The organism is Pseudonocardia ailaonensis (assembly GCF_039531635.1).
GTDB classification, from domain to species: Bacteria; Actinomycetota; Actinomycetes; order Mycobacteriales; family Pseudonocardiaceae; genus Pseudonocardia; species Pseudonocardia ailaonensis.
The window spans coordinates 525,061-548,709 of the sequence record NZ_BAAAQK010000028.1 but is presented as its reverse complement, the minus strand read 5'-3'; the positions used below and the strand labels follow the sequence as shown (position 1 = coordinate 548,709).

General features: G+C 73.4%; 28 protein-coding genes and 3 tRNA genes. 18 read left to right on the top strand and 13 right to left on the bottom strand.

Features of this window, described 5'->3' with window-relative positions; translation table 11 throughout:
• The first annotated feature begins 1 nt into the window (after position 1).
• Together ABD324_RS35050 and ABD324_RS35045 are read left to right on the top strand one after the other, a co-directional pair.
• On the top strand, positions 2-1,216 hold the full coding sequence (locus ABD324_RS35050; protein ID WP_344427432.1) for a serine hydrolase domain-containing protein: 1,215 nt from the start codon (positions 2-4) through the stop codon (positions 1,214-1,216).
• Positions 1,213-1,629 (top strand): phage holin family protein, encoded by a 417-nt coding sequence (locus ABD324_RS35045; RefSeq protein ID WP_344427429.1) that lies wholly within the window; start codon positions 1,213-1,215, stop codon positions 1,627-1,629. Before ABD324_RS35050 ends, ABD324_RS35045 begins: the two co-directional genes overlap by 4 nt.
• Positions 1,630-1,680: 51 nt before the next feature.
• On the opposite strand, the gene tenA is transcribed toward ABD324_RS35045, so the two are convergent.
• Positions 1,681-2,337 (bottom strand): thiaminase II, encoded by a 657-nt coding sequence (tenA, locus tag ABD324_RS35040; protein ID WP_344427427.1) that lies wholly within the window; start codon positions 2,335-2,337, stop codon positions 1,681-1,683.
• A 207-nt stretch (positions 2,338-2,544) separates the two neighbouring features.
• Between tenA and ABD324_RS35035 the strand changes: the two genes are divergently transcribed.
• On the top strand, positions 2,545-2,766 hold the full coding sequence (locus tag ABD324_RS35035; RefSeq protein ID WP_344427426.1) for a hypothetical protein: 222 nt from the start codon (positions 2,545-2,547) through the stop codon (positions 2,764-2,766).
• 3 nt (positions 2,767-2,769) lie between these two features.
• Here ABD324_RS35035 and ABD324_RS35030 read toward each other — a convergent pair whose 3' ends face one another.
• The 6 genes from ABD324_RS35030 to mrf form a co-directional block, all read right to left on the bottom strand.
• On the bottom strand, positions 2,770-3,132 hold the full coding sequence (locus ABD324_RS35030) for a hypothetical protein (RefSeq protein WP_344427423.1): 363 nt from the start codon (positions 3,130-3,132) through the stop codon (positions 2,770-2,772).
• A 106-nt stretch (positions 3,133-3,238) separates the two neighbouring features.
• The gene (locus ABD324_RS35025; protein WP_344427420.1) at positions 3,239-4,879 is read right to left on the bottom strand and encodes a class I adenylate-forming enzyme family protein; all 1,641 of its coding nucleotides are present in this window, start codon (positions 4,877-4,879) and stop codon (positions 3,239-3,241) included.
• On the bottom strand, positions 4,876-6,141 hold the full coding sequence (locus ABD324_RS35020) for a cytochrome P450 (RefSeq protein WP_344427418.1): 1,266 nt from the start codon (positions 6,139-6,141) through the stop codon (positions 4,876-4,878). Before ABD324_RS35020 ends, ABD324_RS35025 begins: the two co-directional genes overlap by 4 nt.
• A 49-nt stretch (positions 6,142-6,190) precedes the next feature.
• Positions 6,191-9,457, bottom strand: a complete 3,267-nt coding sequence (locus tag ABD324_RS35015; protein WP_344427415.1) for an AAA family ATPase — start codon at positions 9,455-9,457, stop codon at positions 6,191-6,193.
• 73 nt (positions 9,458-9,530) lie between these two features.
• Complete coding sequence (locus tag ABD324_RS35010; protein WP_344427412.1) at positions 9,531-9,692, bottom strand: hypothetical protein; 162 nt, start codon at positions 9,690-9,692, stop codon at positions 9,531-9,533.
• A 230-nt stretch (positions 9,693-9,922) separates the two neighbouring features.
• Positions 9,923-11,167 carry a ribosome hibernation factor-recruiting GTPase MRF gene (gene mrf / locus ABD324_RS35005; protein WP_344427409.1) on the bottom strand — a complete coding sequence of 415 codons (1,245 nt, stop codon included), beginning with the start codon at positions 11,165-11,167 and terminating at the stop codon, positions 9,923-9,925.
• Positions 11,168-11,213: 46 nt separating this feature from the next.
• Here mrf and rpmG (ABD324_RS35000) point away from each other — a divergent pair, with 46 nt between their 5' ends.
• From rpmG (ABD324_RS35000) to ABD324_RS34965, 8 genes are all read left to right on the top strand, one after another.
• On the top strand, positions 11,214-11,384 hold the full coding sequence (rpmG, locus tag ABD324_RS35000; protein ID WP_344427407.1) for a 50S ribosomal protein L33: 171 nt from the start codon (positions 11,214-11,216) through the stop codon (positions 11,382-11,384).
• Positions 11,381-11,614, top strand: a complete 234-nt coding sequence (gene rpmB / locus ABD324_RS34995; RefSeq protein WP_344427404.1) for a 50S ribosomal protein L28 — start codon at positions 11,381-11,383, stop codon at positions 11,612-11,614. The genes rpmG (ABD324_RS35000) and rpmB overlap by 4 nt, the downstream gene beginning before the upstream one ends.
• A gap of 120 nt (positions 11,615-11,734) precedes the next feature.
• Positions 11,735-11,810: transfer RNA gene (locus ABD324_RS34990), tRNA-Thr, on the top strand.
• Between the two features lie 31 nt (positions 11,811-11,841).
• A tRNA-Met gene (locus ABD324_RS34985) sits at positions 11,842-11,914 on the top strand.
• A 56-nt stretch (positions 11,915-11,970) separates the two neighbouring features.
• Positions 11,971-12,138: a 50S ribosomal protein L33 gene (rpmG, locus tag ABD324_RS34980; RefSeq protein ID WP_344427401.1), complete on the top strand. Its 168-nt coding sequence runs from the start codon at positions 11,971-11,973 to the stop codon at positions 12,136-12,138.
• Between the two features lie 5 nt (positions 12,139-12,143).
• The gene (locus ABD324_RS34975) at positions 12,144-12,581 is read left to right on the top strand and encodes an FAS1-like dehydratase domain-containing protein (protein ID WP_344427398.1); all 438 of its coding nucleotides are present in this window, start codon (positions 12,144-12,146) and stop codon (positions 12,579-12,581) included.
• Positions 12,578-12,985 (top strand): MaoC/PaaZ C-terminal domain-containing protein, encoded by a 408-nt coding sequence (locus ABD324_RS34970; RefSeq protein ID WP_344427395.1) that lies wholly within the window; start codon positions 12,578-12,580, stop codon positions 12,983-12,985. The genes ABD324_RS34975 and ABD324_RS34970 overlap by 4 nt, the downstream gene beginning before the upstream one ends.
• A 76-nt stretch (positions 12,986-13,061) precedes the next feature.
• Positions 13,062-13,271 carry a hypothetical protein gene (locus ABD324_RS34965; protein ID WP_344427392.1) on the top strand — a complete coding sequence of 70 codons (210 nt, stop codon included), beginning with the start codon at positions 13,062-13,064 and terminating at the stop codon, positions 13,269-13,271.
• Between the two features lie 116 nt (positions 13,272-13,387).
• Here the strand turns inward: ABD324_RS34965 and ABD324_RS34960 are convergent, their stop codons facing one another.
• The gene (locus ABD324_RS34960; protein ID WP_344427389.1) at positions 13,388-14,620 is read right to left on the bottom strand and encodes a pyridoxal phosphate-dependent aminotransferase; all 1,233 of its coding nucleotides are present in this window, start codon (positions 14,618-14,620) and stop codon (positions 13,388-13,390) included.
• A 199-nt stretch (positions 14,621-14,819) separates the two neighbouring features.
• Here ABD324_RS34960 and ABD324_RS34955 point away from each other — a divergent pair.
• The 5 genes from ABD324_RS34955 to rplA all read left to right on the top strand — a co-directional run bounded on the left by ABD324_RS34955 (position 14,820) and on the right by rplA (position 17,614).
• Positions 14,820-14,895 (top strand) — tRNA-Trp (locus ABD324_RS34955).
• A 74-nt stretch (positions 14,896-14,969) separates the two neighbouring features.
• Positions 14,970-15,326 (top strand): preprotein translocase subunit SecE, encoded by a 357-nt coding sequence (gene secE, locus ABD324_RS34950; RefSeq protein ID WP_344427386.1) that lies wholly within the window; start codon positions 14,970-14,972, stop codon positions 15,324-15,326.
• 59 nt (positions 15,327-15,385) lie between these two features.
• Positions 15,386-16,336 (top strand): transcription termination/antitermination protein NusG, encoded by a 951-nt coding sequence (nusG, locus tag ABD324_RS34945; RefSeq protein WP_344427383.1) that lies wholly within the window; start codon positions 15,386-15,388, stop codon positions 16,334-16,336.
• A 62-nt stretch (positions 16,337-16,398) separates the two neighbouring features.
• Positions 16,399-16,830 (top strand): 50S ribosomal protein L11, encoded by a 432-nt coding sequence (rplK, locus tag ABD324_RS34940; protein WP_344427381.1) that lies wholly within the window; start codon positions 16,399-16,401, stop codon positions 16,828-16,830.
• 64 nt (positions 16,831-16,894) lie between these two features.
• Positions 16,895-17,614 (top strand): 50S ribosomal protein L1, encoded by a 720-nt coding sequence (gene rplA / locus ABD324_RS34935; RefSeq protein ID WP_344427378.1) that lies wholly within the window; start codon positions 16,895-16,897, stop codon positions 17,612-17,614.
• Between the two features lie 159 nt (positions 17,615-17,773).
• On the opposite strand, the gene ABD324_RS34930 is transcribed toward rplA, so the two are convergent.
• Together ABD324_RS34930 and yczR are read right to left on the bottom strand one after the other, a co-directional pair.
• Positions 17,774-18,871, bottom strand: a complete 1,098-nt coding sequence (locus ABD324_RS34930) for a CaiB/BaiF CoA transferase family protein (protein WP_344427375.1) — start codon at positions 18,869-18,871, stop codon at positions 17,774-17,776.
• Between the two features lie 54 nt (positions 18,872-18,925).
• A complete protein-coding gene (gene yczR / locus ABD324_RS34925; RefSeq protein ID WP_344427372.1) occupies positions 18,926-20,395 on the bottom strand; it encodes a MocR-like transcription factor YczR in 1,470 nt (489 codons plus the stop codon).
• 59 nt (positions 20,396-20,454) lie between these two features.
• Between yczR and ABD324_RS34920 the strand changes: the two genes are divergently transcribed.
• The gene (locus ABD324_RS34920) at positions 20,455-20,622 is read left to right on the top strand and encodes a hypothetical protein (protein WP_344427370.1); all 168 of its coding nucleotides are present in this window, start codon (positions 20,455-20,457) and stop codon (positions 20,620-20,622) included.
• Positions 20,623-20,690: 68 nt separating this feature from the next.
• On the opposite strand, the gene ABD324_RS34915 is transcribed toward ABD324_RS34920, so the two are convergent.
• The 3 genes from ABD324_RS34915 to ABD324_RS34905 form a co-directional block, all read right to left on the bottom strand.
• On the bottom strand, positions 20,691-20,966 hold the full coding sequence (locus tag ABD324_RS34915) for a hypothetical protein (RefSeq protein WP_344427367.1): 276 nt from the start codon (positions 20,964-20,966) through the stop codon (positions 20,691-20,693).
• Positions 20,967-21,052: 86 nt separating this feature from the next.
• Positions 21,053-21,460 (bottom strand): sterol carrier protein, encoded by a 408-nt coding sequence (locus ABD324_RS34910; RefSeq protein ID WP_344427365.1) that lies wholly within the window; start codon positions 21,458-21,460, stop codon positions 21,053-21,055.
• A gap of 92 nt (positions 21,461-21,552) precedes the next feature.
• Entirely contained in the window at positions 21,553-22,194 is a 642-nt protein-coding gene (locus ABD324_RS34905) for a response regulator (protein WP_344427362.1), read from the bottom strand.
• A 127-nt stretch (positions 22,195-22,321) separates the two neighbouring features.
• Here ABD324_RS34905 and ABD324_RS34900 point away from each other — a divergent pair, with 127 nt between their 5' ends.
• Complete coding sequence (locus ABD324_RS34900; RefSeq protein WP_344427359.1) at positions 22,322-23,611, top strand: sensor histidine kinase; 1,290 nt, start codon at positions 22,322-22,324, stop codon at positions 23,609-23,611.
• The last annotated feature ends 38 nt before the right edge of the window (positions 23,612-23,649 follow it).

The following is a 23,649-nucleotide window of genomic DNA, read 5'->3' as shown; positions in this document are numbered from 1 at the left end:
CGTGAGCGCACTGAAGATCGAGGCGGACCCCGCCGAGGTCGGGCTGGACGCCGAGCGGCTGGGCCGGATCGACCGGCACTTCGCCCGGTACGTCGACGAGGGCAAGCTCGCCGGCTGGTCGGTGGCGGTCGCGCGCCGCGGCAGGGTCGCCCATCTCGCGCACCACGGGCTGCGCGACATCGAGGCCGCGCTGCCGGTCGAGGACGACACGATCTGGCGCATCTACTCGATGACCAAGCCGGTCACCTCCGTGGCCGCACTGATGCTGTGGGAGGAGGGCGCGCTCGAGCTCACGGACCCGGTGGCGAAGTACATCCCGGCGTTCGCGGACACGCGCGTCTACCGGAGCGGCTCCGCGGTCAACCCCGGCACGGTCGCCGCGGTCGAGCCGATGCGCGTCTGGCACCTGCTCACCCACACCTCCGGGCTCACCTACGGCTTCCACCACGCCCACTCGGTCGACGAGATGTACCGCGGCAAGGGCCACGAGTTCGGCCCGCCCCGCGGGCAGGACCTCGCCACCGCCTGCGACACGTGGGCGGGCCTGCCGCTGCTGTTCCAGCCCGGCACCGAGTGGAACTACGGCGTGTCGACGGACGTCCTGGGCCGGGTCGTCGAGGTCGCCTCCGGGATGTCGCTCGCGGAGTTCTTCGCGGCGCGGATCCTCGGGCCGCTCGGCATGACCGACACCGGCTTCCACGTCACGGACACGGACCGGCTGGCCACGCTCTACGGACCCGGCCTGCGCCGCAACCGGGCGCTCGGCGACGCGATCACCGAGGAACCGACCTACCTGTCCGGTGGCGGCGGGCTCGCGTCGACCCTGCACGACTACCACCGCTTCGCCCAGATGCTCGCCCGCGGCGGCGAGCTCGACGGGGTCCGCCTGCTCGGCCCCCGCACGCTGGCCTACGCCACCCGCAACCACCTGCCCGCGGGCGCCGATCTCGAGACGTTCGGCCGCCCGCTGTTCTCCGAGTCGGTGTTCGCCGGCGTCGGGTTCGGGCTGGGCTTCTCCGTGGCCGTCGACCCGGTCCCCGGCAGGCAGCTGCACGGCCAGGGCGAGTACGGCTGGGGCGGTCTCGCCAGCACCACCTTCCACGTCGATCCCGTCGAGGAGCTCACCGTCGTGTTCATGACCCAGCTCGTGCCGTCGAGCACGTACCCGATCCGATCCCAGCTGCGCGTGCTCGTCTCGAGCGCGGTGACCGCGTGAGCGCCCCGGGCCGCGAGGGCAACTGGGTGGTCGCCTTCCTGATCCGGGTCGTGGTGGTGGCGGTCGCGCTCGCCGTCGCCTCCTGGATCGTGAGCGGCATCCACCTCACCGGCGCCACCACCGGCTCCAAGGTGGGCACGCTCATCGTGGTCGCGGTGATCTTCGGCGTGGTCAACGCCGTGATCAAGCCGGTGATCAAGGTACTGAGCTGCCCGCTCTACATCCTGACCCTGGGCCTGTTCGGCCTGGTGGTCAACGCGCTGCTGTTCTGGCTGGTCGGCACCTTCTCCAGCCGGGTCGGCCTGCCCTTCGAGGTCGACGGCTTCTGGGCGGGCTTCTGGGGCGCCATCGTCGTCGCGGTCGTGGGCTTCGTCCTGCACCTGATCATCCCGGACCGCCTCGACCGCCGCTGACCCCGTGAGTGGCGATAGTCGCCGGGGCGACCATCGCCACTCACGACGGGGTCAGACGGGCCAGGTCTCCTCGCGGTGGCCGGCGTCCCAGAACATCCACTCGTAGCGGGACGACGTGGTGAAGTGCGCCCGCATCCGCGCGAGCTCGTGGTCGGAGACGGGGAGGCGGTTCACCGCGGCGAGGACGGCGTCGACCGTCTCGCGGAACTCGTCGCCACCGTAGGTACCGATCCAGCGGGCGTAGAGCGGGTCGGGGGAGCCGGCGGCGAGCAGGTGCTCGCCCACCCGCGCGTAGATCCAGTAGCAGGGCAGCACGGCGGCGACGGCCTCGGCGTAGGACCCGCCGTAGGCCGTGGCCAGCAGGTACGAGACGTACTGCTGCGTCGCGGGCGCGATCGGCAGGGCGGCGGCCTCGTCGGCGCCGAGGTCGAGCGACCCCAGCAGCTCCGCGTGCAGCTCCTGCTCGGCGGCGATCGCCTGGCCCGCGTGGGCTGCGAACATCGCGAGCGCGTGCTCGTCCGGGGCCTTCGCGGCGCAGAGGGCGAGCGCGCGGGCGTATCCGCGCAGGTAGTGGGCGTCCTGCACGACGTAGTGGCGGAACTTCTCCCGCGCGAGGGTCCCGTCCGTCAGGCCGGTGACGAAGGGGTGGTCGAGGATCGCCGCGTAGATCGGCTCGATGTCGGACCAGAGCGTCTCGGTCGTACTCACGGACCCGATCGTGCCCTGCGGGGCCCGGACGAGTGCGCCCGGTAGTGGATCTACGACGGGTTGTGCGCGTTGCGTGAGAGCCTCGTCACTCTTCGGGTACAGTGTGACGACCTGGCAAATCGGCTAGGTCACCATGAAGGACCACGGATGGCGACTCAGCGCTGAGGGCGCGCCGGCCATGCACGTTTCCTCACGGAGGTGAGTGGAATGAGTCCCGTTCCCATGGACCATCACGAGAAGATGCGGCTGCGCGCGGCCGCCTTCCGGGCCACCCGGCTCTACCCCGGGCCCGTCGGTGAGGTGCTCTCCCGTGAGCTGCTCACCTGGGAGGAGTTCGGGTACCGGCTCGGCGGCGGCCAGCTCGTCATGCGGCTGGTCGACCACGTGCTGAAGACACCCCTGAACCACCAGGGCGAAGCCGCGGCCTGAGGGCTACGGCCCCTGCAGCGTGTGGACGGTGGCATCCGCCGGCGGCGGCGTGCCGTCCGTCGCGGCGATCGCGGCGCCCCCGAGAACGAGCATCGCCGCGAGCGTCGTCAGGCTGCCGGCGCGCGCGACGATCGTGAACGCGGCCGAGGCGGCGCCGTGCACCGCCGGAGGCACCTGTCGGCGTGGTGCCGCAGGCACCTGTCCGCGCTGTGCCGTCCGGCGCTCGCGGGTCGTCTCCGGGCGCAGCGCGTGCGCCGGGGCCGCTCGGTGGGCACCCTCGCGCGGACGCGGGATCGCGACCGGCGGGGTCTCCCGCCGGGGGGCCGGCAGGGACCGCTGGGCGGGGATCGCGTGCAGCACCGTCACGTCTCGGTGATCGGGTCGTCACGGTGCGCCGTTAGCGGTTGCGAGCGCCCTCACCCGATCGGTGTCGTCAACAGTGACGACGTCCGCAGGTAGGGCACTCGACCGTTCAGCGCAGCAGTTCCCTCAGACTCCGCTTCAACACCTTGCCCGCGGCGGACACCGGGATCTCCTCGACGAGCCGGATCTCCCGGATCCGCTTGTAGGGCAGGACCTGCTCGTTCACGGCCGCGCGGATGACCTCCGCGTCGTCGGCCGAGCGGCCGGGGGCGACCACGAAGGCCACCGCCAGCTCCCCGACCTCCGGGTCCGGCCGGCCCACCACGGCGGCGCCGACGACCCCCGGCTGACGGAAGAGCAGCTCCTCCAGCTCCCGGGGGTACACGTTGTAGCCCTTGTAGAGCAGCATGTCCTTCTGCCGGTCCACGATCCGCAGATAGCCGTCCTCGTCGAGGACACCGACGTCGCCGGTGTGCAGCCAGCCGCCCCGCAGGGTCGCGGCCGTCTCGTCCGGGCGGTCCTTGTAGCCGACCATCACCTGCGGGCCCCGGATCACCACCTCGCCCGCGGAGCCCTGCGGCACCGGGATCCCCTCGCCGTCGACCACCCGGACCTCGGTGTCCGCGACGGGCAGCCCGACCGTGCCGGGCTTGCGCACCGCGGAGGCCGCTGCGGGGTTCTGCGTGGCGCCCATGGTGACCTCGGTGAGGCCGTAGCCCTCGATGATCACGATCTCCGGGCCGAACCGGCGGCGCAGCGCCTCGATCAGCTCGACGGCCAGTGGCGCGGCCCCCGAGGTCAGCGTGCGCACGGAGCTCAGGTCGCGCGTCGCGAGGTCCGGATGGCGCAGCAGCGCGGCGTAGAGCGGCGGCGCACCACCCATCGTCGTGACCCGGAAGCGTTCGGCGTCGGCGAGGTAGGCCGCCGGGTCGAAGCGTTCGTGCAGGACGCTCGTGGTCCCCGACAGCAGCGGCACGTTCAGCCCGCCGACCGTGCCCATGGCGTGGAACCAGGGCGTCACGTTCACCGCAGCGCCCGTGCCGTAGCGCACCGGGAACTCCTCCGGCGGGCCCTGCTCGCCGAGGACCAGCCCGCCCTCGGCGTCGAGCTCCGGTCGGGCGCCGGCGCTGTTGCACGCGTACTGCAGCACGTTGACCACGACGTTGCGGTGCGGCAGCTGCACGCCCTTCGACCGGCCCGTCGTGCCGCCGGTGTAGGCGAGGTGGGCGAGGTCCCGGTGCAGGTCGATCTCGACGACGGGAGCGGCGGTCGGGGAGCCGGCGTGGAACTCCTCGAAGTCCCCGGCGCCCGCGACGTCGAGCCGGGCGGCGGGATCGAGGGCCTGCTCCTTGTTGGTGACGAGCGCGAGCCGGACCCCGGTCTGCGCGCGGACCGCGGCGAAGGCCGGGAACGCGGCCTCCCAGCTGACGACGGCCACGGCGCCGGAGTCGGCGAGCTGCGCGGCCAGGTCCGCCGGCGGCAGCAGCGGGTTCGCCGGCGTGAAGGTGGCCCCGGCCAGCAGGATGCCGTAGTAGGCGATCGCGTACTGCGGGCAGTTCGGCAGGTGGATCGCGACGACGTCGCCGCGGCCGATCCCGTTCTCGCGCAGGGCGTTCGCGAAGGCTCCGGCCCGCTCGTACAACCGCGTGTAGCTGAGCTCGCGGCCGTAGAAGTGCAGCGCGGTGCGCTCCCCGTAGCGGCGGGCGGATCCGGCGAGGACGGCGCCGACCGGGACCTCGGGATAGATCACCGGGAACCTCCGGGGGTGAAGGAGACGGGCAGGTGCTTGATCCCGTTGATGAACATCGACCGCAGGCGCTCCGGCTCGCCGTCCACGTGGACGTCCGGGATCCGCGTGAGCAGCTCGCGGAACATCACCGAGATCTCCCGGCGGGCGAGGTGCGCGCCGAGGCAGAAGTGCGGGCCGGGCCCGCCGAACCCGACGTGCGGGTTGGGGGAGCGGCGGACGTCGAAGGCATCCGGATCGGCGAAGTGGGCGGGATCGCGGTTGGCGGCCCAGTAGAAGAGCAGCACCTTGGCGCCCGCGGCCAGCTCCGTGCCGCCGAGCACCGCGTCCCGGGCGAGGGTGCGGCGCATGAAGATCACCGGGCTCGCGAGCCGGACGATCTCGTCCACCGCGGTCGGGGTCACGCCGTCGAGGTCCGCGAGCCACGCCGCCCGCTGCTCCGGGAAGTCCGTCAGGTAGGTCAGGCCCCAGCTGATCGCGTTGCGCGTGGTCTCGTTGCCGGCGACGACCAGCAGGATGAAGAAGCTCGCGAGCTCGTCGGGGGTGAGGCGCTCGCCGTCGACCTCGGCGTTGACCAGCGCGGACGTCACGTCGTCCGTCGGGTCGGCCGCCCGCGCGGCGCCGAGCTCCTTCATCAGGCCGGCCAGCTCGCCCCCCGCCGTGAGCAGCGCGGTGAGGACGTCCGTGCCCTCGGGGACGTACTCCGGGTCCTGCGCCCCGAGCACCACGTTGGTGCGGTCGAAGACGAACCCGTGCTGGCTCTCCGGGATCCCCATCAGGTCGCAGACGACCTTCAGCGGCAGCCGCGCCGCGATCTCGGTGACGGCGTCGCAGCCCCCGCGCTCGACCACGTCGTCGACGATCCGGGTGGCGGCCGCCTGCACACCCTCGACCAGCCCCGCGAGCCGGCGCGGGGTGAACCCGCGGGAGACGATCCGGCGCATCCGGGCGTGCCGCGGATCATCCATGTTGATCATCGAGCCGAAGAACTCGCGGAGCGCCTCGGGCTGATCGGCGATCGAGGTCGAGCCGCTGCCGGAGGTGAACAGCTGCGGGTTCCGGCTGGCCTCGACGACGTCGTCCAGCCGGGTCAGAGCATGGAAACCGGGGCCCGGTGGGGCCCAGGGGACCGTGGGCTCGGGGAAGAACGGGATCGGGTCCTCGCGGCGCAGCCGGGCGAAACCCGCGGTGCGCTCGGCGATCGGAGCGCCCCAGAAGCCGCTGAGATCGGCCAGGTCCGGGGGCGAAACGGATGACTCGGACACGGGCACCGTCCCTCCTGCCGATCGGCGGTGACCGGCAGTCCCACCATAGTTACCTGGCGGTAGATCGGTACGGGACGAGCCCGCGCTCGTAGCCGACGGCGACGGCCTCGGTGCGGCTGCCGGCGGCCAGCTTCGCCATGACCCGGGTGAGGTGCACGCTCACCGTCTTCTCACTGATGAACAGCTCCTCGCCGACCTGGCGGTTCGTGCGGCCCTCGGCGACCAGGCCCAGGACCGCGTGCTCGCGCGGGGTGAGCGGACCGTGGCCGGCCTCCTCGCCCTGGACGGGCGCGGCGCGGGCGCGGACCTCGGCGGCCAGGGCGGCCAGCGGCGCTGCACCGAGCCGCTCGGCGATCTCCAGGGCACGGTCGAGCTCGGCGACCGCCTCGTCCCGGGTGTGGGCGGCCCGGGCGCGGGTGGGACCGGTGGCCGCCGCACCGTCGCGCCGCTCGGCCGCCCCGGTCTCGGTGCGGTCGGGGTCGGGGTCGGGCCGGTCGCGTCGACCGGTCTCGGTGCGGCGCTGCAGGCCGGCGAGCAGCGCCTCGGCCCGCCGGACCCGGCCCTCTGCCTCGCGGTAGGGCTCGAAGTCGCCGAAGGCCTCGACCACGCCGGCCCACGCGCCGGGATCGTCCGCGCCGCGGACCCGGTTCGCCTCCGCCCGGGCTCGCGCGAGCCAGGCCAGGCCCTCCACCCCGAGGGTGCCGGAGCGGGGGATGCCCTGGCGCGCCGCGTCCTCCGCGATCTCCAGCAACGGTTCCGGATCGGCGCCGGCGGGCAGCGCGCCGAGGCCCAGCGCCGCGATCATGATCGACGCGATGTGGTGGGGCAGCATCCGGCGCAGCCGGGCCAGGGCCTCCTCTGCGCGCCGCAGCGCCTCCGCCGGATCGCCGCGGCGCAGCGCGGACTCGGTGCCGGAGGCGCCCAGCAGCAGGACCACCTGGTCGTCGTCCGGGTCGGCGGCCGACAGCTCCGCCCACCGCCGCTCCGCCTCCGCGAGACCGCCGCGGGCCACGGTGACCAGCAGCCCGGCCGCCGCCAGCCGCCCGGCCACGACGGGCGCGACCATGGCGCCGCCGAGCCGCGCGGTGCGCTCGGCCGCCTCCCAGTCCCCGGCGACGAACTCGGCGATGAGCTGCGCGACCCGCAGGTTCATCCCGTAGTTGCTCCAGGTCGTCCCGGTCTCGGTGGCGCGCCGCCCGCCCAGGGCGAACTCCGCGACCGCGGCGGCGGGGGCGCCCTCCTCCAGGTGCGACATGCCCCGGTTGAAGAAGATCCGCAGCTCCACACCGATGTTGCCGGAGCGCCGGGCCAGCGGCAGCGCCTCGGACAGCAGCGCGCGACTGTGCGCCCCGCGGCCGGCGAACTCCTCCTCGACGGCGAGGGTGATCAGGGCGTCCGCCTCGGCGGCGGCCGCGTCCAGCAGCACGTCGGCCGGCTCCTCCGGGATGCCGGGATGGGCGCGGGGCGGTGGGTGGCCGGCCCCGATCGCCGCGGCCGCCGCCCGGCTGATCCGCAGGGCGGCCACGCCGTGCCGGTGCATCGCGCGGACCTCGTCCGTGCGCCACAGGGCGCGGGCCAGGATGGAATGGGCCCAGGCGAGCTCGACGGTGCCGGGAGCGCTCCCGTCCGGGGCCCGTCCGTCCGGCCCGGGTCCGCCCGCCGGGTCGTCGGCGCTCCGCCCGGTCCCCGCCCTGGCGCCGCCGCCCGGGCCGTCGTCCGGGCCGTCGCCCGAGCCGTCGCCCGAGCCGGAGTCCGCGTCTGAGTCCCCGCCGTCGTCCGCGCCGTCGGGTGAGCCGCCGAGCAGCCGGACCGCCTCGCGGGCCACGACGGCGGCCTCCCCGCCGGTGTCCGCCCGGTCGAGCAGCCGGATCGCGTGCCGGATCCGGACCTCGCCCGCCCGCAGCGGGTCCCCGGCGCGGTCCGCGAGCTCCAGGGCGCGCTCGCTCAGCGCGATGCCGCGCTCCGGATCGCCGGTCGCGCTCGCCGGCCAGGAGGCCAGCAGGGTCAGGGTGATCTCGTCCGTCCCCGTGAGCTCCTCCGCGCCGGGCACGGCGGGCCACAGCTCCAGCGCCCGCTCCGCGTGCCGCAGCACCTCCGCCGGCGCGCCGTAGCGGTCGGCCTCGAACGCCGCCCGCACCGAGGCGTCGAGCCCTCGGGGCAGGTCGTGAGCGGCGAGGGCGTGGTGGGCGAGCGCGGCGGCGCGGGACCGCCCGCCGCGCGTGGCGCCCTGCGCGACCTCGGAGAGGAGGTCCGCGTAGCGCAGGTGGAGCCGGCTGCGCTCGCCCGGCAGCAGGTCCTGGTAGACGGCCTCGCGCAGCAGCGCGTGCCGGAACGCCAGGTCGCCGGTGGGCTCGATGACCAGCACCTGATGGGCCACGGCCTCGTGCACGGCGGCCTCGTACTCCGCGGTCCCGAGCCCGCTCACCGCGGCGAGGGTGCCGTCCGGGACGGTGCTGCCGGCCACCGACGCCACCCGCAGCACCTGCCGGGCCGGCTCGGGCAGCCGCTCGAACCGGGCCAGCAGCACGTCCGCCAGCGCCTCGGGCAGCCCGCCGCCGCCGCGCGCAGCGGACACCAGCTCCTCGGCGAAGAACGCGTTGCCCTCGCTGCGCGCGGCGAGCCGCCGGACCTCGCCCTCGCCCAGCGCCAGCTCGGCGGCCAGCGCGGACACCAGCTCGCGGGCCTCGGCGGGCGGGAGCGGCGCGAGGTCGATCCGCTCGACCGCGGGCAACCGGACCAGCTCGGCGAGCACCGGGCGCAGCGGATGCCGCCGGTGCAGGTCGTCGCTCCGGTACGTGGCGAGCACCAGCAGCCGCTGCGCGCCGAGCCGGGACAGGAGGAACACCAGCAGGTCCCGCGTCGAGCGGTCCGCCCAGTGCAGGTCCTCCAGCACGAGCAGCACCGGCCGCTCGGCGGCGACCGCACCCAGCGCGGACAGCAGCGCCTCGAAGACCTGCAGCTGCCCGAGCTCCCGTTCGCGGCGCTCGGGCTCGGGCGCCGCGGTGGTGAGCCGCACGAGCCCCGGGAAGCGCTCGGCGAGCTCCGGGCGGGCGCCGAGCAGCCCGCTCACCACCTCGGTGAACGGGAGGTACGGCAGCGCCGAGTCGGCCGTGTCGATGCACCGCCCGACGAGGACGAGCACCTCCTCACCGGCCTGTGCGGTGAGCTCGCGGACCAGCCGCGACTTGCCGACGCCCGCGTCCCCGGCGAGCAGGACGCCGCCGGCCCGACCGCCCCCGGCCCGCTCCAGGGCACGGTCGAGCGCGGCCCGCTCGGCCCCCCGGCCGACGAGCGCGATCCGCCCCCCAGGTCTCACGGGCGTCATGCTCGCACGCACCCCCGACAGTTCCGCGGCTTTTCCCGGAACCGCAGGTCACCGACCGGACACCCTAGGGCGCGTACGCACCCACCGGCCGAGGGTGGCGTGGGGCGCGTACGCGGCGGGCGGGCCGGGTGGCGCGGGCGAGGCGCGCGAGGCGGGCGTTCGCGGCCTCGGCCTCCAGGGTGTGGCGGCGTTCGGTGACCATGAGCTGCACGAAGTCGGTGTCCATGACGCTGACGGTCCGCCTGAGGCCCGGCCCCTCACATCGGAGGTTCACGCACCCTCGGCCCACCACCGGGGTGGGTGCCTGAGGCATCGGCAGGCCGCTCTCGTACGCCGGGACGAGACGCCGGGGGACCAGGCGCTACTTCCCGTCGAGGATGACCGGCACCAGGCTTCCACCGCGCCCGCCGCGACCGGGTGTTGCTGCGCGACATCCGCCTCGTCGGGACGGCCGGCTCAGGACTCCTCCGCCCGGGTGCGCCCGGACTCGGGCACGGCGGGTTCGCCGCACGGGTCGGTGTGCCGGAGCCCGAACGGGTCCGGCAGCGCCCGCCAGGTCGCCTCGCCCGCGGCGAGCTCGGCGTCGGTCAGCAGGGCGGCGCGCAGGCCCGCGTCGACCGCGTCGAGGCCGTCGGCGTCGAGCGCGTGGGTGAGCACGACGACGTCCTGCGCCCGGTCGCCGAACCGGGGGTGCCAGCCCAGGGCGGCCAGCGCGCGCCGCTCGGCGGGCACCCGCTCCCAGGCCTCGGCGTCGCGGCCCGCCAGCCACTCGCCGGCCCCGCCGATCCGGAGGGCCTGCCCCGCGGACTCCAGCCACAGGACGTCGTCCGGCCTGGTGGCGAGCCACACCCGCCCGCGGACCCGCACCACGCCGTCGAGCAGCAGGTCGAACGCCTCGTGCAGCCGGTCGGGATGGAAGGGACGCCGCGCCGAGAACACCAGCAGCCGGGCGCCGCACTCGGGCGCGAGCGGCGGCGCGCCCCGCAGCAGGGGGCCGTGCACCTGGTCGGGGGTGCCCCGGCGGGCCTGCGGATGGGCGCGGCGGAGCAGGACCAGGTCGTCGTCGACCTCGGCGAGCCGGGTGCGGACGGCGGTGGGTGCGAGCCGGGCGAGGACGGCGTCGGTCCGGGCGTGGGCCCACGCGTCGGCGGTCCCCGTGTGCATCAGCAGGTCCGCGAACTCCGCGTGGGCGACCGCGACCTGGGCCAGCGTCCGCTCGTCGTCGGGGAGCCCGGCCAGTCCTCGCCCGGCGAGGTCCGCGTCGCCGGTGGCGTCGTCGAGCCAGGTCCCGGCGTCGACCGCCGTGACGACCCCGCGCAGGTCGACGAGCTCGGCGAGCACCATCCCGGCCACCGGCACGTGCCGCAGGGCCCAGCAGACCTGCTCGGGCTCGAGCGCGGGATCGAGGTGCAGCACCACCCGGCGGGTCCGGCCGGCGAGCGAGAGCAGCGTGGGCAGCAGGTCCTCGCGCAGCGTGCAGGACACGCAGCCGTGCGCGAGCCCGATCTCGGTCCACGTGTCGGTGTCCCGGTCGCGGACCCGGCGGCGGACCAGGCCGCGGGCGACGTCGGTCAGGTCGTGGTGGACGACCACGGCGTCCGGGTCGGCGGCGCGGATCCGCGCGATCACCCGCTCGACGCCGGGGCGGTCCAGCCCGGTCACCAGCAGGAGCTCGGTCGTGGGAAGAGGTGGGGGCGGCATGCTGTTACTGTAAACGAAAATCATTGTCGTTAGAAGGAGGGGTGGCATGGCCACCAAGTCCGCCGCCGTCCGGCCCGTGGTGAGGCTGCGCTCCACCGCGGGGACGGGCACGACCTACGTGACCCGCAAGAACCGCCGCAACGACCCCGACCGGCTGGTGCTGCGCAAGTACGACCCGGCCGTCCGCCGGCACGTCGAGTTCCGGGAAGAGCGGTGAGATGTCAGCTGACCGGGCGTGAGCCCTCGTTCGGGAAGCGGGTGTCGCACTCGCACGTCCGCACCTCGCGGCGCTGGGACCCGAACGTGCAGGTCCGCCGCTACTGGCTGCCGTCGGAGGGGCGGCACGTGCGGCTGCGGCTCTCGGCGAAGGGGATCCGGACCGTCGACCGGATCGGGGTCGAGGCCGCGGTGGCCAGGGTCCGCACGCAGGGAGGGACGGTCGGGTGAGGCTTCGCGGGCGGTGGGACCTGCGGGGATGCGACAAGCACCCCCCGGTTTCACCGCCCGCTGCGACCGTTGTGTAGAGTTCTCCACGGCTCGCAGGGAGGTCGACTGCTGGCCCGTGCCGCCCCCTTAGCTCAGTCGGCAGAGCGTCTCCATGGTAAGGAGAAGGTCTACGGTTCGATTCCGTAAGGGGGCTCCAGCGAGGTGGGACGAGTAACTCGCCTCGTCGGGGCGGTGTAGCTCAGTCGGTAGAGCAAACGACTCATAATCGTTGTGTCGCCGGTTCAAGTCCGGCCATCGCTACCCTTCACCCGTAGTAGCGCCACACCCAGTAGTAGGAACAGCAGGAGGCACCCGCGATGGGCAAGGCCACGGACGTCCGTCCGAAGATCACGCTCGCCTGCGAGGAGTGCAAGCACCGGAACTACATCACCAAGAAGAACCGGCGCAACGACCCCGACCGGCTGGACCTCAAGAAGTTCTGCCCGAACTGCGGCACCCACCGGGCCCACCGCGAGACCCGCTGACCCAGGTGCCCGACGAGTCCTTCGTCGGTCGTGCTCTCCCGGTCGCCGGCCCGTACGTGGTCGGCAGGGAGAAGATCCGCGAGTTCGCCACCGCACTCGGTGACACCTCGCCGCTGAGTCACGATCTCGACGCCGCGCGCGCCGCCGGTCATCCCGACCTGGTGGCGCCGCCGTCTTTCACGACCACGTTCACCATGCCGCTGATCGAGGCCTTCCTGAAGGACCCGGCGTTCGGCTGGGACTACACGCGGATGGTCCACGGCGACCAGCGCATCGTGTTCGTGCGCCCGATCCGCGGTGGGGACGAGCTGTTCACCACGCTGCACGTCGACGAGCTCACCACCCGCGCCGGGAGCCACATGCTCACGATCCGCTGCGAGGTCGCCGACGGTGCGGGCGCGCCCGTCGCCACCACGCGGTCGCTGCTGGTGTCGCCCGCGTGACCGCCGCGAAGGGTGACGCCCTGCCGTCCTTCACCGTGCACCTGACCAGGGCGGACCTGGTCCGCTACGCCGGTGCCTCCGGCGACCTCAACCCGATCCACTGGAGCGACCGGATCGCCACCGGCGCCGGGCTGCCCGGGGTGATCGCCCACGGGATGCTGACCCTGGGCGTCGCCGGCCGGATCGTCACGGACTGGGTGGGCGACGCCTCCCGGATCCGCAGCTTCGGGGCCCGCTTCACCCGCCCCGTCCCCGTCCCGGACGACGACGAGGGCGCCGAGGTGGAGATCACCGCCGTCGTCTCGGACGTCACGGACGGGATCGCCAAGGTGGACTTCAAGGCCGTGTTCGACGGGAAGTCCGTCCTCGGACGGGCCGTCGCCGAGGTCGTTCTCCCCGACTAGGTGTGTCGTGTTGCCGTGATCGACCCGATGGGTCGATGCTGCACCCCGATCAGTCACCCACCGAGGGGAGCACGACGTGAAGTTCGGCAAGCTCGTGGACAAGGCCTGGGAAGACAAGACGGCCGCGGAGATCCTGGCGGCGCCGCCGTCGGCGCTCGAGGGCCTCACCGAGAAGCACGACGAGCAGCTGGCCGCGTTCGGCATCAAGTCCGTCGGCGACCTGGCCAAGTGGAAGTACGCCAAGCGTGCCGCGGCCCTCGCGGACCTGGCCGACACCGACAAGTAGTCCCACGCGAAAGGGCGGGCGACCAGCAGGTCGCCCGCCCTTCGTGCGTTCCGGGGCTACTTCGCCTCGGCTCCGATGGTCGGCTACGCGGGCTTCGCCTCCGCTCCGAGGGTCGGCTACGCGGGCTTCGCCTCCGCCAGCAGCTCGCCCATGCGCGTGACGCCGGTCTTCAGGTCGTCGTCGCTCAGGGCGTAGGAGAGCCGGAAGTAGCCGGGGGTGCCGAAGGCCTCACCGGGCACGACCGCGACCTCGGCCTCCTCGAGCACGACCGCGGCCAGGTCGAGGCTGCTCTCGATCTTCCGGCCGCGGATCTCCTTGCCCAGCAGCCCGCGCACGTCCGGGTACGCGTAGAACGCGCCCTTCGGCGTGGGGCACTCGACGCCCGGGATCGCCGACAGCAGCTCGACGATCGTGCGCCGGCGCCGGTCGAAGGCCAGCTTCATCTCGTCCACGGCGTCGAGCGAACCGCTCAGGGCCTCGACGGCCGCGCGCTGGGACACGTTCGCCACGTTCGACGACAGGTGGCTCTGCAGGTTCGTGGCCGCCTTGATGACGTCCGCGGGCCCGACCATCCAGCCCACCCGCCAGCCGGTCATCGCGTAGGTCTTGGCCACGCCGTTGAGCACCACGCAGGTGTCCGCCAGGGCGGGGACCGCGACCGGCATCGACACGGCCTCGGCGCCGTCGTAGGTCAGGTGCTCGTAGATCTCGTCCGTGACGACCCAGACGCCGTTCTCCAGCGCCCAGGTGCCGACGGCCTCGGTGAGCTCACGGGAGGCGACCGCTCCGGTCGGGTTCGACGGCGAGCACCACAGCAGCACCTTGGTCTTCTCGGTGCGCGCGGCCTCGAGCTGCTCCACGGTCGGCATGTAGTCCTGCTCGGGGCCGGTCACCACGACCTTCGAGACCCCGCCCGCGAGGGCGATGGCCTCGGGGTAGGTGGTCCAGTACGGCGCCGGGAGGATGACCTCGTCGCCCGGGTCCAGCAGGGTGGCGAAGGTCTGGTAGACGGCCTGCTTGCCGCCGTTGGTCACCAGGACCTGGTTGGCGGCGATCTCGTACCCGCTGTCGCGCTTCGTCTTCGCCACGATCGCGGCCTTGAGCTCGGGGAGCCCGCCCGCGGGGGAGTAGCGGTGGTTCTTCGCGTCCGATGCCGCGGCCCGGGCGGCCTCGACGATCGCCGGGGGCGTGGGGAAGTCCGGCTCGCCGGCGCCGAAGCCGATCACCGGGCGGCCCTCGGCCTTGAGCGCCTTCGCCTTGGCATCGACGGCCAGCGTGGCGGACTCGGCGATCCCGCCGATCCGGGCGGAGATCCTGGGCTTCTGCTTCGGCGATCCAGATGCGGACATGGCCCCATCCTCGCGCACGTCACGTACCCTCGCGCGAGCGGGTTTCCACCCCTCGTCGCGGTGGTGGCACCGGGCCCGGAGGGTCCCGAGGGGCGCGCGTGCAGGCCCGGTCCGGGGGTGCCGTACACTCGATCCGCCGGGCGCACCGGATCTTCCGGTGTGCCAGCTCCGTGGTCGTGCGAACGGCGCGGAGCAGCGTAGGGGTGTAGCTCAACTGGCAGAGCAGCGGTCTCCAAAACCGCAGGTTGCAGGTTCAAGTCCTGTCACCCCTGCCATCTGGACCGACAGCGGGAAACCGACAGCGGGAAGCGGACGAGGCGGGCGGTTGCCCGCCGCGGGAGGACGTGGCGTGAGCGAGGATCGCGAGGCCGAGGGGAGCGGGCAGGAACGCCCGCGCACCGCCGCGGACCGTCGTGGCCGGCGTACGTCGCCGTCGTCCACCGGAGCCGGGGCGGTGACGACCGGCAAGGGTCGGGCCACCCCGTCGCGGGGTGACGCAGCGCCGCACAAGGCGTCGGTGTTCAGCCGGCTCCTGCGGTTCCTCCGCGAGGTCGTGGCCGAGCTGCGCAAGGTCATCTGGCCCACGCGCAAGCAGCTCGTCACGTACACGATCGTCGTGCTGGTCTTCGTGACCTTCATGGTCGCGTTCGTCTCGCTCCTGGACTGGGTGTTCGGGCTCGGCATCAACGCCGTGTTCGGCTCGTGACCGGGCCCGACGACACCCGACCGGACGCGCACGACGCAGACGAAGGAAGCGAGAAGCAGGTGACCTCCCCAGAAAGCCGGCCGGCCGAGGACGAGACGACGGTGCAGGACGCCGACGTCGAGGCGGCGTACGGCGCGGAGGTGGCGTCCGACACGTACACCGACGACGCCGACACCGAGACGCCCGGCGCGGCCGCCGAGACCCTCTCGTCCGCGGAGTCCACGGACGACGAGGACGACCAGGACGCCGAGGCGGGCGACGAGATCGCCGCCGAGGCGGACGAGGACGCGACCGACGAGGCGCTCGCCGCCGACGGGTCCGGCTCCGCGGACGAGGACCCCGCCGACGACTCCGACGACGAGGCCGCCGAGCCCGTCGCGGAGGAGGACGTCGACCCGATCGCCGAGATGACCGAGGCGCTGCGCCGCGCCCCCGGCGACTGGTACGTCGTGCACTCGTACGCCGGCTACGAGAACAAGGTCAAGACCAACCTCGAGACCCGCGTGCAGACCCTCGACGTGGAGGACTTCATCTTCCAGGTCGAGGTGCCCACCGAAGAGGTCACCGAGATCAAGAACGGCCAGCGCAAGCAGGTGCAGCGCAAGGTGCTGCCCGGCTACATCCTGGTCCGCATGGAGCTCAACGACCAGTCGTGGGGCGCCGTCCGCAACACCCCCGGTGTCACCGGGTTCGTCGGGGCGACGTCGCGGCCCTCGCCGCTGACCCTCAACGAGGTGCTGAAGTTCCTGCTCCCCAAGCAGGAGGCACCGAAGGAGAAGGCCGCCGCGGCGGCCGGCGGGGGCTCGTCCTCGTCGTCGTCCGGCGGTCCCACCGTCGAGGTCGACTTCGAGGTCGGCGAGTCGGTCACCGTCATGGACGGCCCGTTCGCCACGCTCCCGGCCACGATCAACGAGGTCAACGTCGACGCGCAGAAGCTGAAGGTGCTGGTCAGCATCTTCGGCCGGGAGACGCCCGTCGAGCTGGCCTTCAGTCAGGTCTCCAAGATCTGACGACCCGCACTTCCCGGGCGGGGCAGGTCCGTCCCGGGTGAGTCGATCAACGAGGACAAGAAATGCCACCCAAGAAGCGGAAGCTCTCCGCGATCATCAAGCTCCAGATCAAGGCCGGAGCGGCCACGCCGGCGCCGCCGGTCGGCCCCGCGCTCGGTCAGCACGGCGTCAACATCATGGAGTTCTGCAAGGCGTACAACGCCGCCACCGAGGCCCAGCGCGGTGACGTGGTGCCGGTCGAGATCTCCGTGTACGAGGACCGCTCGTTCACCTTCGAGCTCAAGACCCCGCCCGCCGCGCGGCTGCTGCTCAAGGCGGCCGGTGTGGAGAAGGGCTCCGGCGAGCCGCACACCAAGAAGGTCGCCACGGTGACCTGGGACCAGGTGCGGGAGATCGCGCAGACCAAGCTGCGCGACCTCAACGCCAACGACATCGACGCCGCCGCGAAGATCATCGCCGGGACCGCCCGGTCGATGGGCATCACGGTCAAGTAACCCGGTACGCGTGGGAGAGCCGGGCGCGGCTCGCACCACGGACTGACCCGAAGAGGACAGAAGAATGGCAAAGCGCAGCAAGATCTACGAGCAGGCCGCGGCCAAGATCGACCGCGACAACCTGTACTCGCCCCTCGAGGCCGCCACGCTGGCCAAGGAGACCTCGAGCACCAAGATGGACGCGACCGTCGAGGTCGCCATGCGGCTGGGTGTCGACCCCCGCAAGGCGGACCAGATGGTCCGCGGGACCGTGAACCTGCCCCACGGGACCGGTAAGACCGCCCGGGTCATCGTCTTCGCCGTCGGTGACAAGGCCACCGAGGCCGAGGCCGCGGGTGCCGACGTCGTCGGTGCCGAGGACCTGATCGAGCGGATCCAGGGCGGCTGGCTGGACTTCGACGCCGCCATCGCCACCCCGGACCAGATGGCCAAGGTCGGCCGGATCGCGCGCATCCTGGGCCCGCGTGGCCTGATGCCGAACCCGAAGACCGGCACCGTCACCCCGGACGTGACCCGCGCCGTCGCCGACATCAAGGGCGGCAAGATCAACTTCCGGGTCGACAAGCAGGCCAACCTGCACCTCGTCATCGGCAAGGCCTCGTTCGACACCGAGAAGCTGGTGGAGAACTACGGCGCCGCGCTCGACGAGATCCTGCGGGCCAAGCCGTCGGCCGCCAAGGGCCGCTACATCAAGAAGATCACCGTCTCGACGACGTCGGGCCCGGGCATCCCGGTCGACCCGAACCGCACCCGCAACCTGCTGGTGGACGAGCCGGCGGTCTGATCCGCCCCCGCGTCACGACGAACCCCTCCCGGGCATCCCGGGAGGGGTTCCGTCATTCTCGCCCCGAAAACCCGCGAGTCGGCACTTTCGGGAGCCCGAAACACACATCTGCGACGCCCGCGGACGCTCCACCGTCGGTGCCGGCGGAACCCTGCGAGGTCAGGACCAGTCGGCGAGGACCTGGTCGACGGGCTCGACCGGGCTCGGTGCCCCGAGCAGCTGTGTGCCGGTGCGGGAGAAGCGTGGGGCGGGGGCGGCCTGGGTCAGCCCGTCGCGCTCCACGATGGTCTGCCGCTCGGCCAGGTGCGGGTGCTCGGCCGCCTCGGCGAAGGTCAGCACCGGTGTGACGCAGGCGTCCGTGCCGTCGAAGACCGCCACCCACTCGTCGCGGGTGCGGCTCGCGAAGATCTCGATGAACCGGGCCTTGGTCTGCGGCCAGGCGGCCTGGTCCATCTGCGGGGGCAGGTCGGCGGGGTCGATCTCCAGGCCCTTCAGCAGGGCCGCGTAGAACTGCCGCTCGATCGCGCCGACCGCCACGAACCGCCCGTCCGCGCAGGTGTAGGTGTCGTAGAAGGGCGCGTGCCCGTCGAGCAGGTTGGTGGCCGGCTCGTCGCGCCAGAGCTTCTGCCCCAGCATCGACCAGATCATCTGCACGAGGATGCTCGTGCCGTCGACCATCGCCGCGTCGACCACCTGGCCCTCGCCCGAGCCGCGCGACTCGAACAGTGCGGCGAGCACACCGATGACCAGCAGCATCGAGCCGCCGCCGAAGTCCCCGACCAGGTTCAGCGGGGGCACCGGGCGCTCCCCGCCGCCGCGGCCGATCGCATGCAGGGCGCCGGTCAGCGAGATGTAGTTGATGTCGTGGCCGACCTGCGAGGCCATCGGGCCCTGCTGCCCCCAGCCGGTCATCCGGCCGTAGATCAGCCGCGGGTTGCGGGCCAGGCACTCGTCCGGCCCCACGCCGAGCCGTTCGGTGACGCCGGGGCGGTAGCCCTCCAGCAGCACGTCCGCCTTCTCGGCGAGCCGCAACACGGTCTCGCGGCCCTCGGCGCTCTTCAGGTCGGCGGCGATGCGGCGGCGGCCCCGCAGTGTCGGATCGACGTCGGGGTCCCCGAGCTGCAGCCCTCCGGGCCGGTCGATCCGGACGACCTCGGCGCCCAGGTCGGCCAGGATCATCGCCGCGTGCGGGCCGGGCCCGATGCCGGCCAGCTCCACGACGCGCACGCCGGCGAGCGGTCCGCTGCGTTCACCCACTACAGGTCCTCCTCGATGATCGATCGTTCGATACTGTACGGGCGCGGCCCCGCGTCAGGCGACGGCGACGTGATCCGCGCCTCCCTGCTCCCCGCCGATCTCCGGGTGGGTGCCGAGACCGTGCCAGGCCGCCGCCAGCCGCTCCAGCGCGGTCGCGACCTGCTCCGGGCGCAGCGTGTAGGGCACCCGAAGGTACCGCTCGAAGGCGCCGTCGACGCCGAAGCGCGGACCGGCGGCGAGCAGCACGTCGTGCCGGCGGGCGGCCCCGGCGAGCCGACTGGACACGGGTTCGCCCAGATCCACCCACAGGCTCAGCCCGCCCGTCGGGTCGTTGGGCCGCCACTGCGGGAAGGTCCGCGCCAGCCGCTCCTTCAGGTCCGCCCGCGCCAGCCGCATCGAGGCCTGCCGCTGGGCGGCGATCGTCTCGATGTCGTCGACGAGCCGGGCCGTGACGAGCTGGTCGAGCACCGCGCCGCCCAGGTCGATCGACGGGCGAAGCGCCGCGAGCCGGTGCACGAGCGCGGCGGAGCTGCGGATCCAGCCGATCCGCAGGCCGCCCCAGAACACCTTGCTGGCCGAGCCGATCGTGATCACCAGCGGCGAGTCGGGAGCGTGCACGGCGACCGGCACCGGGGCCGGGACGTCGAGGCTCAGCTCGGTGAGCGTCTCGTCGACGATCAGCGGCGTGCGGGTCCGCCGCGCGAGCTCGACGACCCCGGCCCGCGTCGCCGGGTCCATGACCGCGCCGGTGGGGTTGTGGAAGTCCGGGACCAGGTAGGACAGCGACGGCGCCGCGTCGCGCACCGCCGTCGTCAGTAGCTCGAGGTCCCAGCCCTCCGCCGTCAGGGGCACCGGGACCGGCCGGGCGCCCCGGCCCCGGATGGCGTCGAGCGCGTTGGGGTAGGTCGGGTGCTCGACGAGCACGCGATCACCCGGATCGGCCAGCAGGGTCAGGACCAGCGCGATCGCGTGCTGGGCGCCCGAGGTCACGAGGATCTGCTCGGGTGAGGTCGGCAGCCCGCGCTCGGTGAAGCGGCGGGCGAGGGCCTCGCGCAGCACGGGCAGCCCGGCGAGCGTGTAGCCGTGGCCCGCGAGGTGTCCGTCGAGATCGCCGACGGCGGCCGCGGCGGCGCAGCGGATCGCGTCCGTGGGGGCGGGGAGCGCGGCGTGCGCGAGATCGGTGAGCCCGCCGCCGACCAGTGGGGAGAACGGCGTGTCGGCGACGTGGGGATCCGCGGTGCCCGGCACCCGCGTCCAGCTGCCCGAACCGCGGCGGCTCTCCAGGTAGGCGCCCTCGCGCAGCTGCTCGTAGGCGGCCGCGACGGTCGTCCGGCTGACGTCGAGCGCGGCGGCCAGCTCGCGCTCGGCCGGCACCCGGGTGCCGAGGGGGAGCCGGCCGTCGAGGACGAGGAGCCGGATCCGTTCGGTGAGCGCCTCGGCGAGGCCGCGCTGGTCCGGCGGGCGCCACGATCCGAGGAGCCGGGCGAAGCTGGCGCCGCCGATCCGTCGGGTGACGGGGGCCATCAGGCCACCTCCGTGAAATTGGCTATGGAGAAGGAGGCCAATCTTGCCAGAATTGAGGTATGACAGCCACGATCCTCCTCGCCGTCCTGATCCTCATCGCGCTGCTGGCGCCGCGCTACGGCGCCGACAGCCGCTCCTACACCGCGAAGCCGCGCTACACCGCCACCCCCTGGGGCGACGTGAAGCGCCTGAGGTCCGCGGTCAGGAAACGCGTTATGGAGCCATAACGCCCGTTCAGGGGCCCCTGGAGCGCGTTATGGAACCATAACGCGCCTTCGGGAGCCTCTGGGGCGCGTTATGGAGCCATAGTGCCGTCGTACTGCCAGTGGTCCTGGGAGAGGACGGTCTCGACTCGTTCCGCCTCGTCCCGGATCTCGGCGCGGTAGTGGTAGCGGCCCGGCTGCCAGCCGTCGCGCGGCGCGACCTCCTCGAGATGCGCCACCGCCCAGCGGTGCCACTCGTCGGTGTCGCGGGGCGCGGGATCCGGGGCGTCGCACACCACGGTGGTGAAGTCGTGCAGCCGGCCTCGCAGCGGCGTCCACATCCGGACCTCGAGCGCGATCGTGTCCACGGCGCACCTCCTCCGGACGGAGTATCGCCGCACACGTCCGATCGGGCGTGCCTACTCACCCCATCAGGCTTGGCCGGGCCTCTCGGTCACGCGGCGAGCAGGTCGGTGCGGCCCTTCTCCTCGAGCATGCCCCGGTACGGCCCGAACAGGCCCTTGGCCAGCGGCAGCACCTTGAGCAGCTTCGCCACCGGCCCCTTCGCGCGGACCTGTCCCTTGGCCAGGGCCACCGGGAGCACGACCTTGCCCAGCCAGAACCGGTTGCCGGTGTCCGCCGACATGAACAGCTCGACGTTGGGTGCCGGTCCGTTGCCCGCGCCCTCGAAGATCTCCGAGTTCGGCATGTCGACGGTCAGCACCGCGTCCGGCTCGGTGTAGGTGATCCGCAGGACCACACCCGAGGGCTTCAGCTTCTCGACCAGCTCGGCGTCCTCCATGCCCAGCCGGAAGACGCCACCCAGGTACTCGTACACCTCGGCCTCGTTCTGGAACGCCACGTCGCAGCTCCTTCTCCTCGGGTGGGGAGCAGTCTGGCCCGTCCGGGCCACCGCGGCGATTCCCCGGACGGGCCACGGGTGACCCCCGAGGGTCAGGTCAGCGGGTTCTCGTCGAGGAGCCCGCAGCGGCCGGCGAGGGCAGCGGCCTCGATCCGGTTCCCGACGCCCAGCCGGTGCAGCAGCGAGGCGATCATCCGTTTCGCCGTGCGCTCGCTGACCAGCAGCGGCTTCGAGATCTCGCTGGTCTCCAGGCCCTTGGCCAGCAACAACCAGAGTTCGACGTCCCGGGGCGAGAGCCGGTCGACGAGACCGTCCGCGGTGCGGGCCGGCCGGTTCGCCGCCGTCAGCAGGGCGTCGAGCAGCTCGCCGCGCACCACCCGCACGCCCGCCATCAGCGAGAGCAGCGGCGCCACCAGTACTTCGGGATCGGCGGACTTGCCGAGGTAGCCGTCGGCACCGGCGCGCAGCGCGGCCGCCGCGAGCTCGAGGTCCTCGGTGCCGGACAGGGCGAGGATCTTCGTCGCGGGGTAGGCGGCCCGGATCCGCCGGATCGTCTCCACCCCGCCGAGCGGCGGCAGCGCGAGATCGACGACGGCGATGTCCGCCCGGTTCTTCCCGACGAGCGCGACCGCCTCCTCGCCGGCCGTCGCGGACCCCGCGACCCGGAACGAGTCCCCGGCCCGGGACTCCAGCAACAGGGCCAGGCCTTGGGCGAACAAGGCGTGATCGTCCACGATGACGACGGTGTGAGGCCCTTCCGACACGGAGCGCAGCCTAGGCGGTGATCGTCGCGGGTGGAGGGGGGCGCTCGCCGGGCGGACGTTTCCTCCACTCCCGGTGATCGTGGCTACGCTGCCGCGCGTGGATCCGGTGTACGGGCCGTGGACGCGGCGCTCGGACTCGGCCGAGGAGCGCGCGGCCGTGGTGATCCGTGCGGCGGTGGTCGCCGCCGTCGGGCTCGCCCTGCTCATCGGCCCGGAGCTGGCCCGCGGCCGGCCCGCCGTGGTGTGGGCGATCGTCGCGGGGACCGCGCTGTACGCCGCCGTCCTGGTGATCACGGAATGGGCGGAGTGGACGCTGCCCGTCCGGCCCGCCGTGCTCACCGTGGTCGACGGAGTGCTGATCGTCGTCGCCTGTGGACTCACCGGCGGCGCGGACTCGATCATGGTCGCGGTCCTGCCGCTGGTGGCGATCGCGATGTCGCTGCGCAGCGGGGCGGTCCTCGGCAGGCTCGGGGCGCTCGGGCTGGGCATCGGGTACACCGTCGCCGCGCTGCTCGGGTCCGATCCGGACGTCCCGGTGTCGCAGCGCCTGCTCTCCGGCGCCTGGTGGAGCGGGTTCCTCGTGGCCGCCGCGGTCCTGGTCGGGGTGCTGGTGCGGATGCTCGAACGTCAGCTCCAGGCCGCCGCGGACTCCCGGGCTCGCGCCGCCGCCGAGCACGAGACGCTGCTGCTCGAGCGCCGGCTCCGGGCCCGGCTCGTCGCGGCGCAGCAGGCCCGGCTCGACGGGGTCCGGGTCGTCCTGCACGAGTTCCGGACGCCCGTCGCCTCGCTCACCGCCCTGACCCGCGACCTCGCCGCGGGCCGGCTCTCCCCGGAGGCGTCCGGGACCGCGACCCGGCTGCTCGCCGAACACGCCGTGCACCTGCGGGACATGTTGGAGGGCCTCGCCGACCTCGCCGTCCGGGACGGCAGCCCGCTCGGCGTCGTCACCGATCGCCGGGTGGTGCTCGCCGAGCTGGCCGAGGCGGTCCTCGACGCCGCCGCGGTCTCCCCGGGCCGCCGCCGGATCACGGTCACCCCACCGGACGCCGCCGTGCTCTGCGATCCCCAGCGCCTGCGCCGCGTGCTCACCAACCTCGCCGAGAACGCCGCGCGGCACAGCGGTGACGAACCCGTCGAGCTCGCGCTGTCCCACACCGACGGCGTCCTCACCGCCGAGGTCCGCGACCGCGGCCCCGGCCTGCCCCCGGGCCAGGAGGGCCTGGTGACGGCGAAGGGCGTGGCCCTGGGGGAGCGCCGTGGCACCGCAGGCCTCGGCCTGTGGATCGTGGAGGCACTGGTCGGCGCCATGAACGGCGAGCTGACCCTCGCGGCCCGCGAGGAAGGCGGCCTCACCGCCCACCTCACCCTCCCCCTCGGCCCCGCCTAAAACCCGCGAGTCGGCACTTTCCGTAGGCCGAAACACAC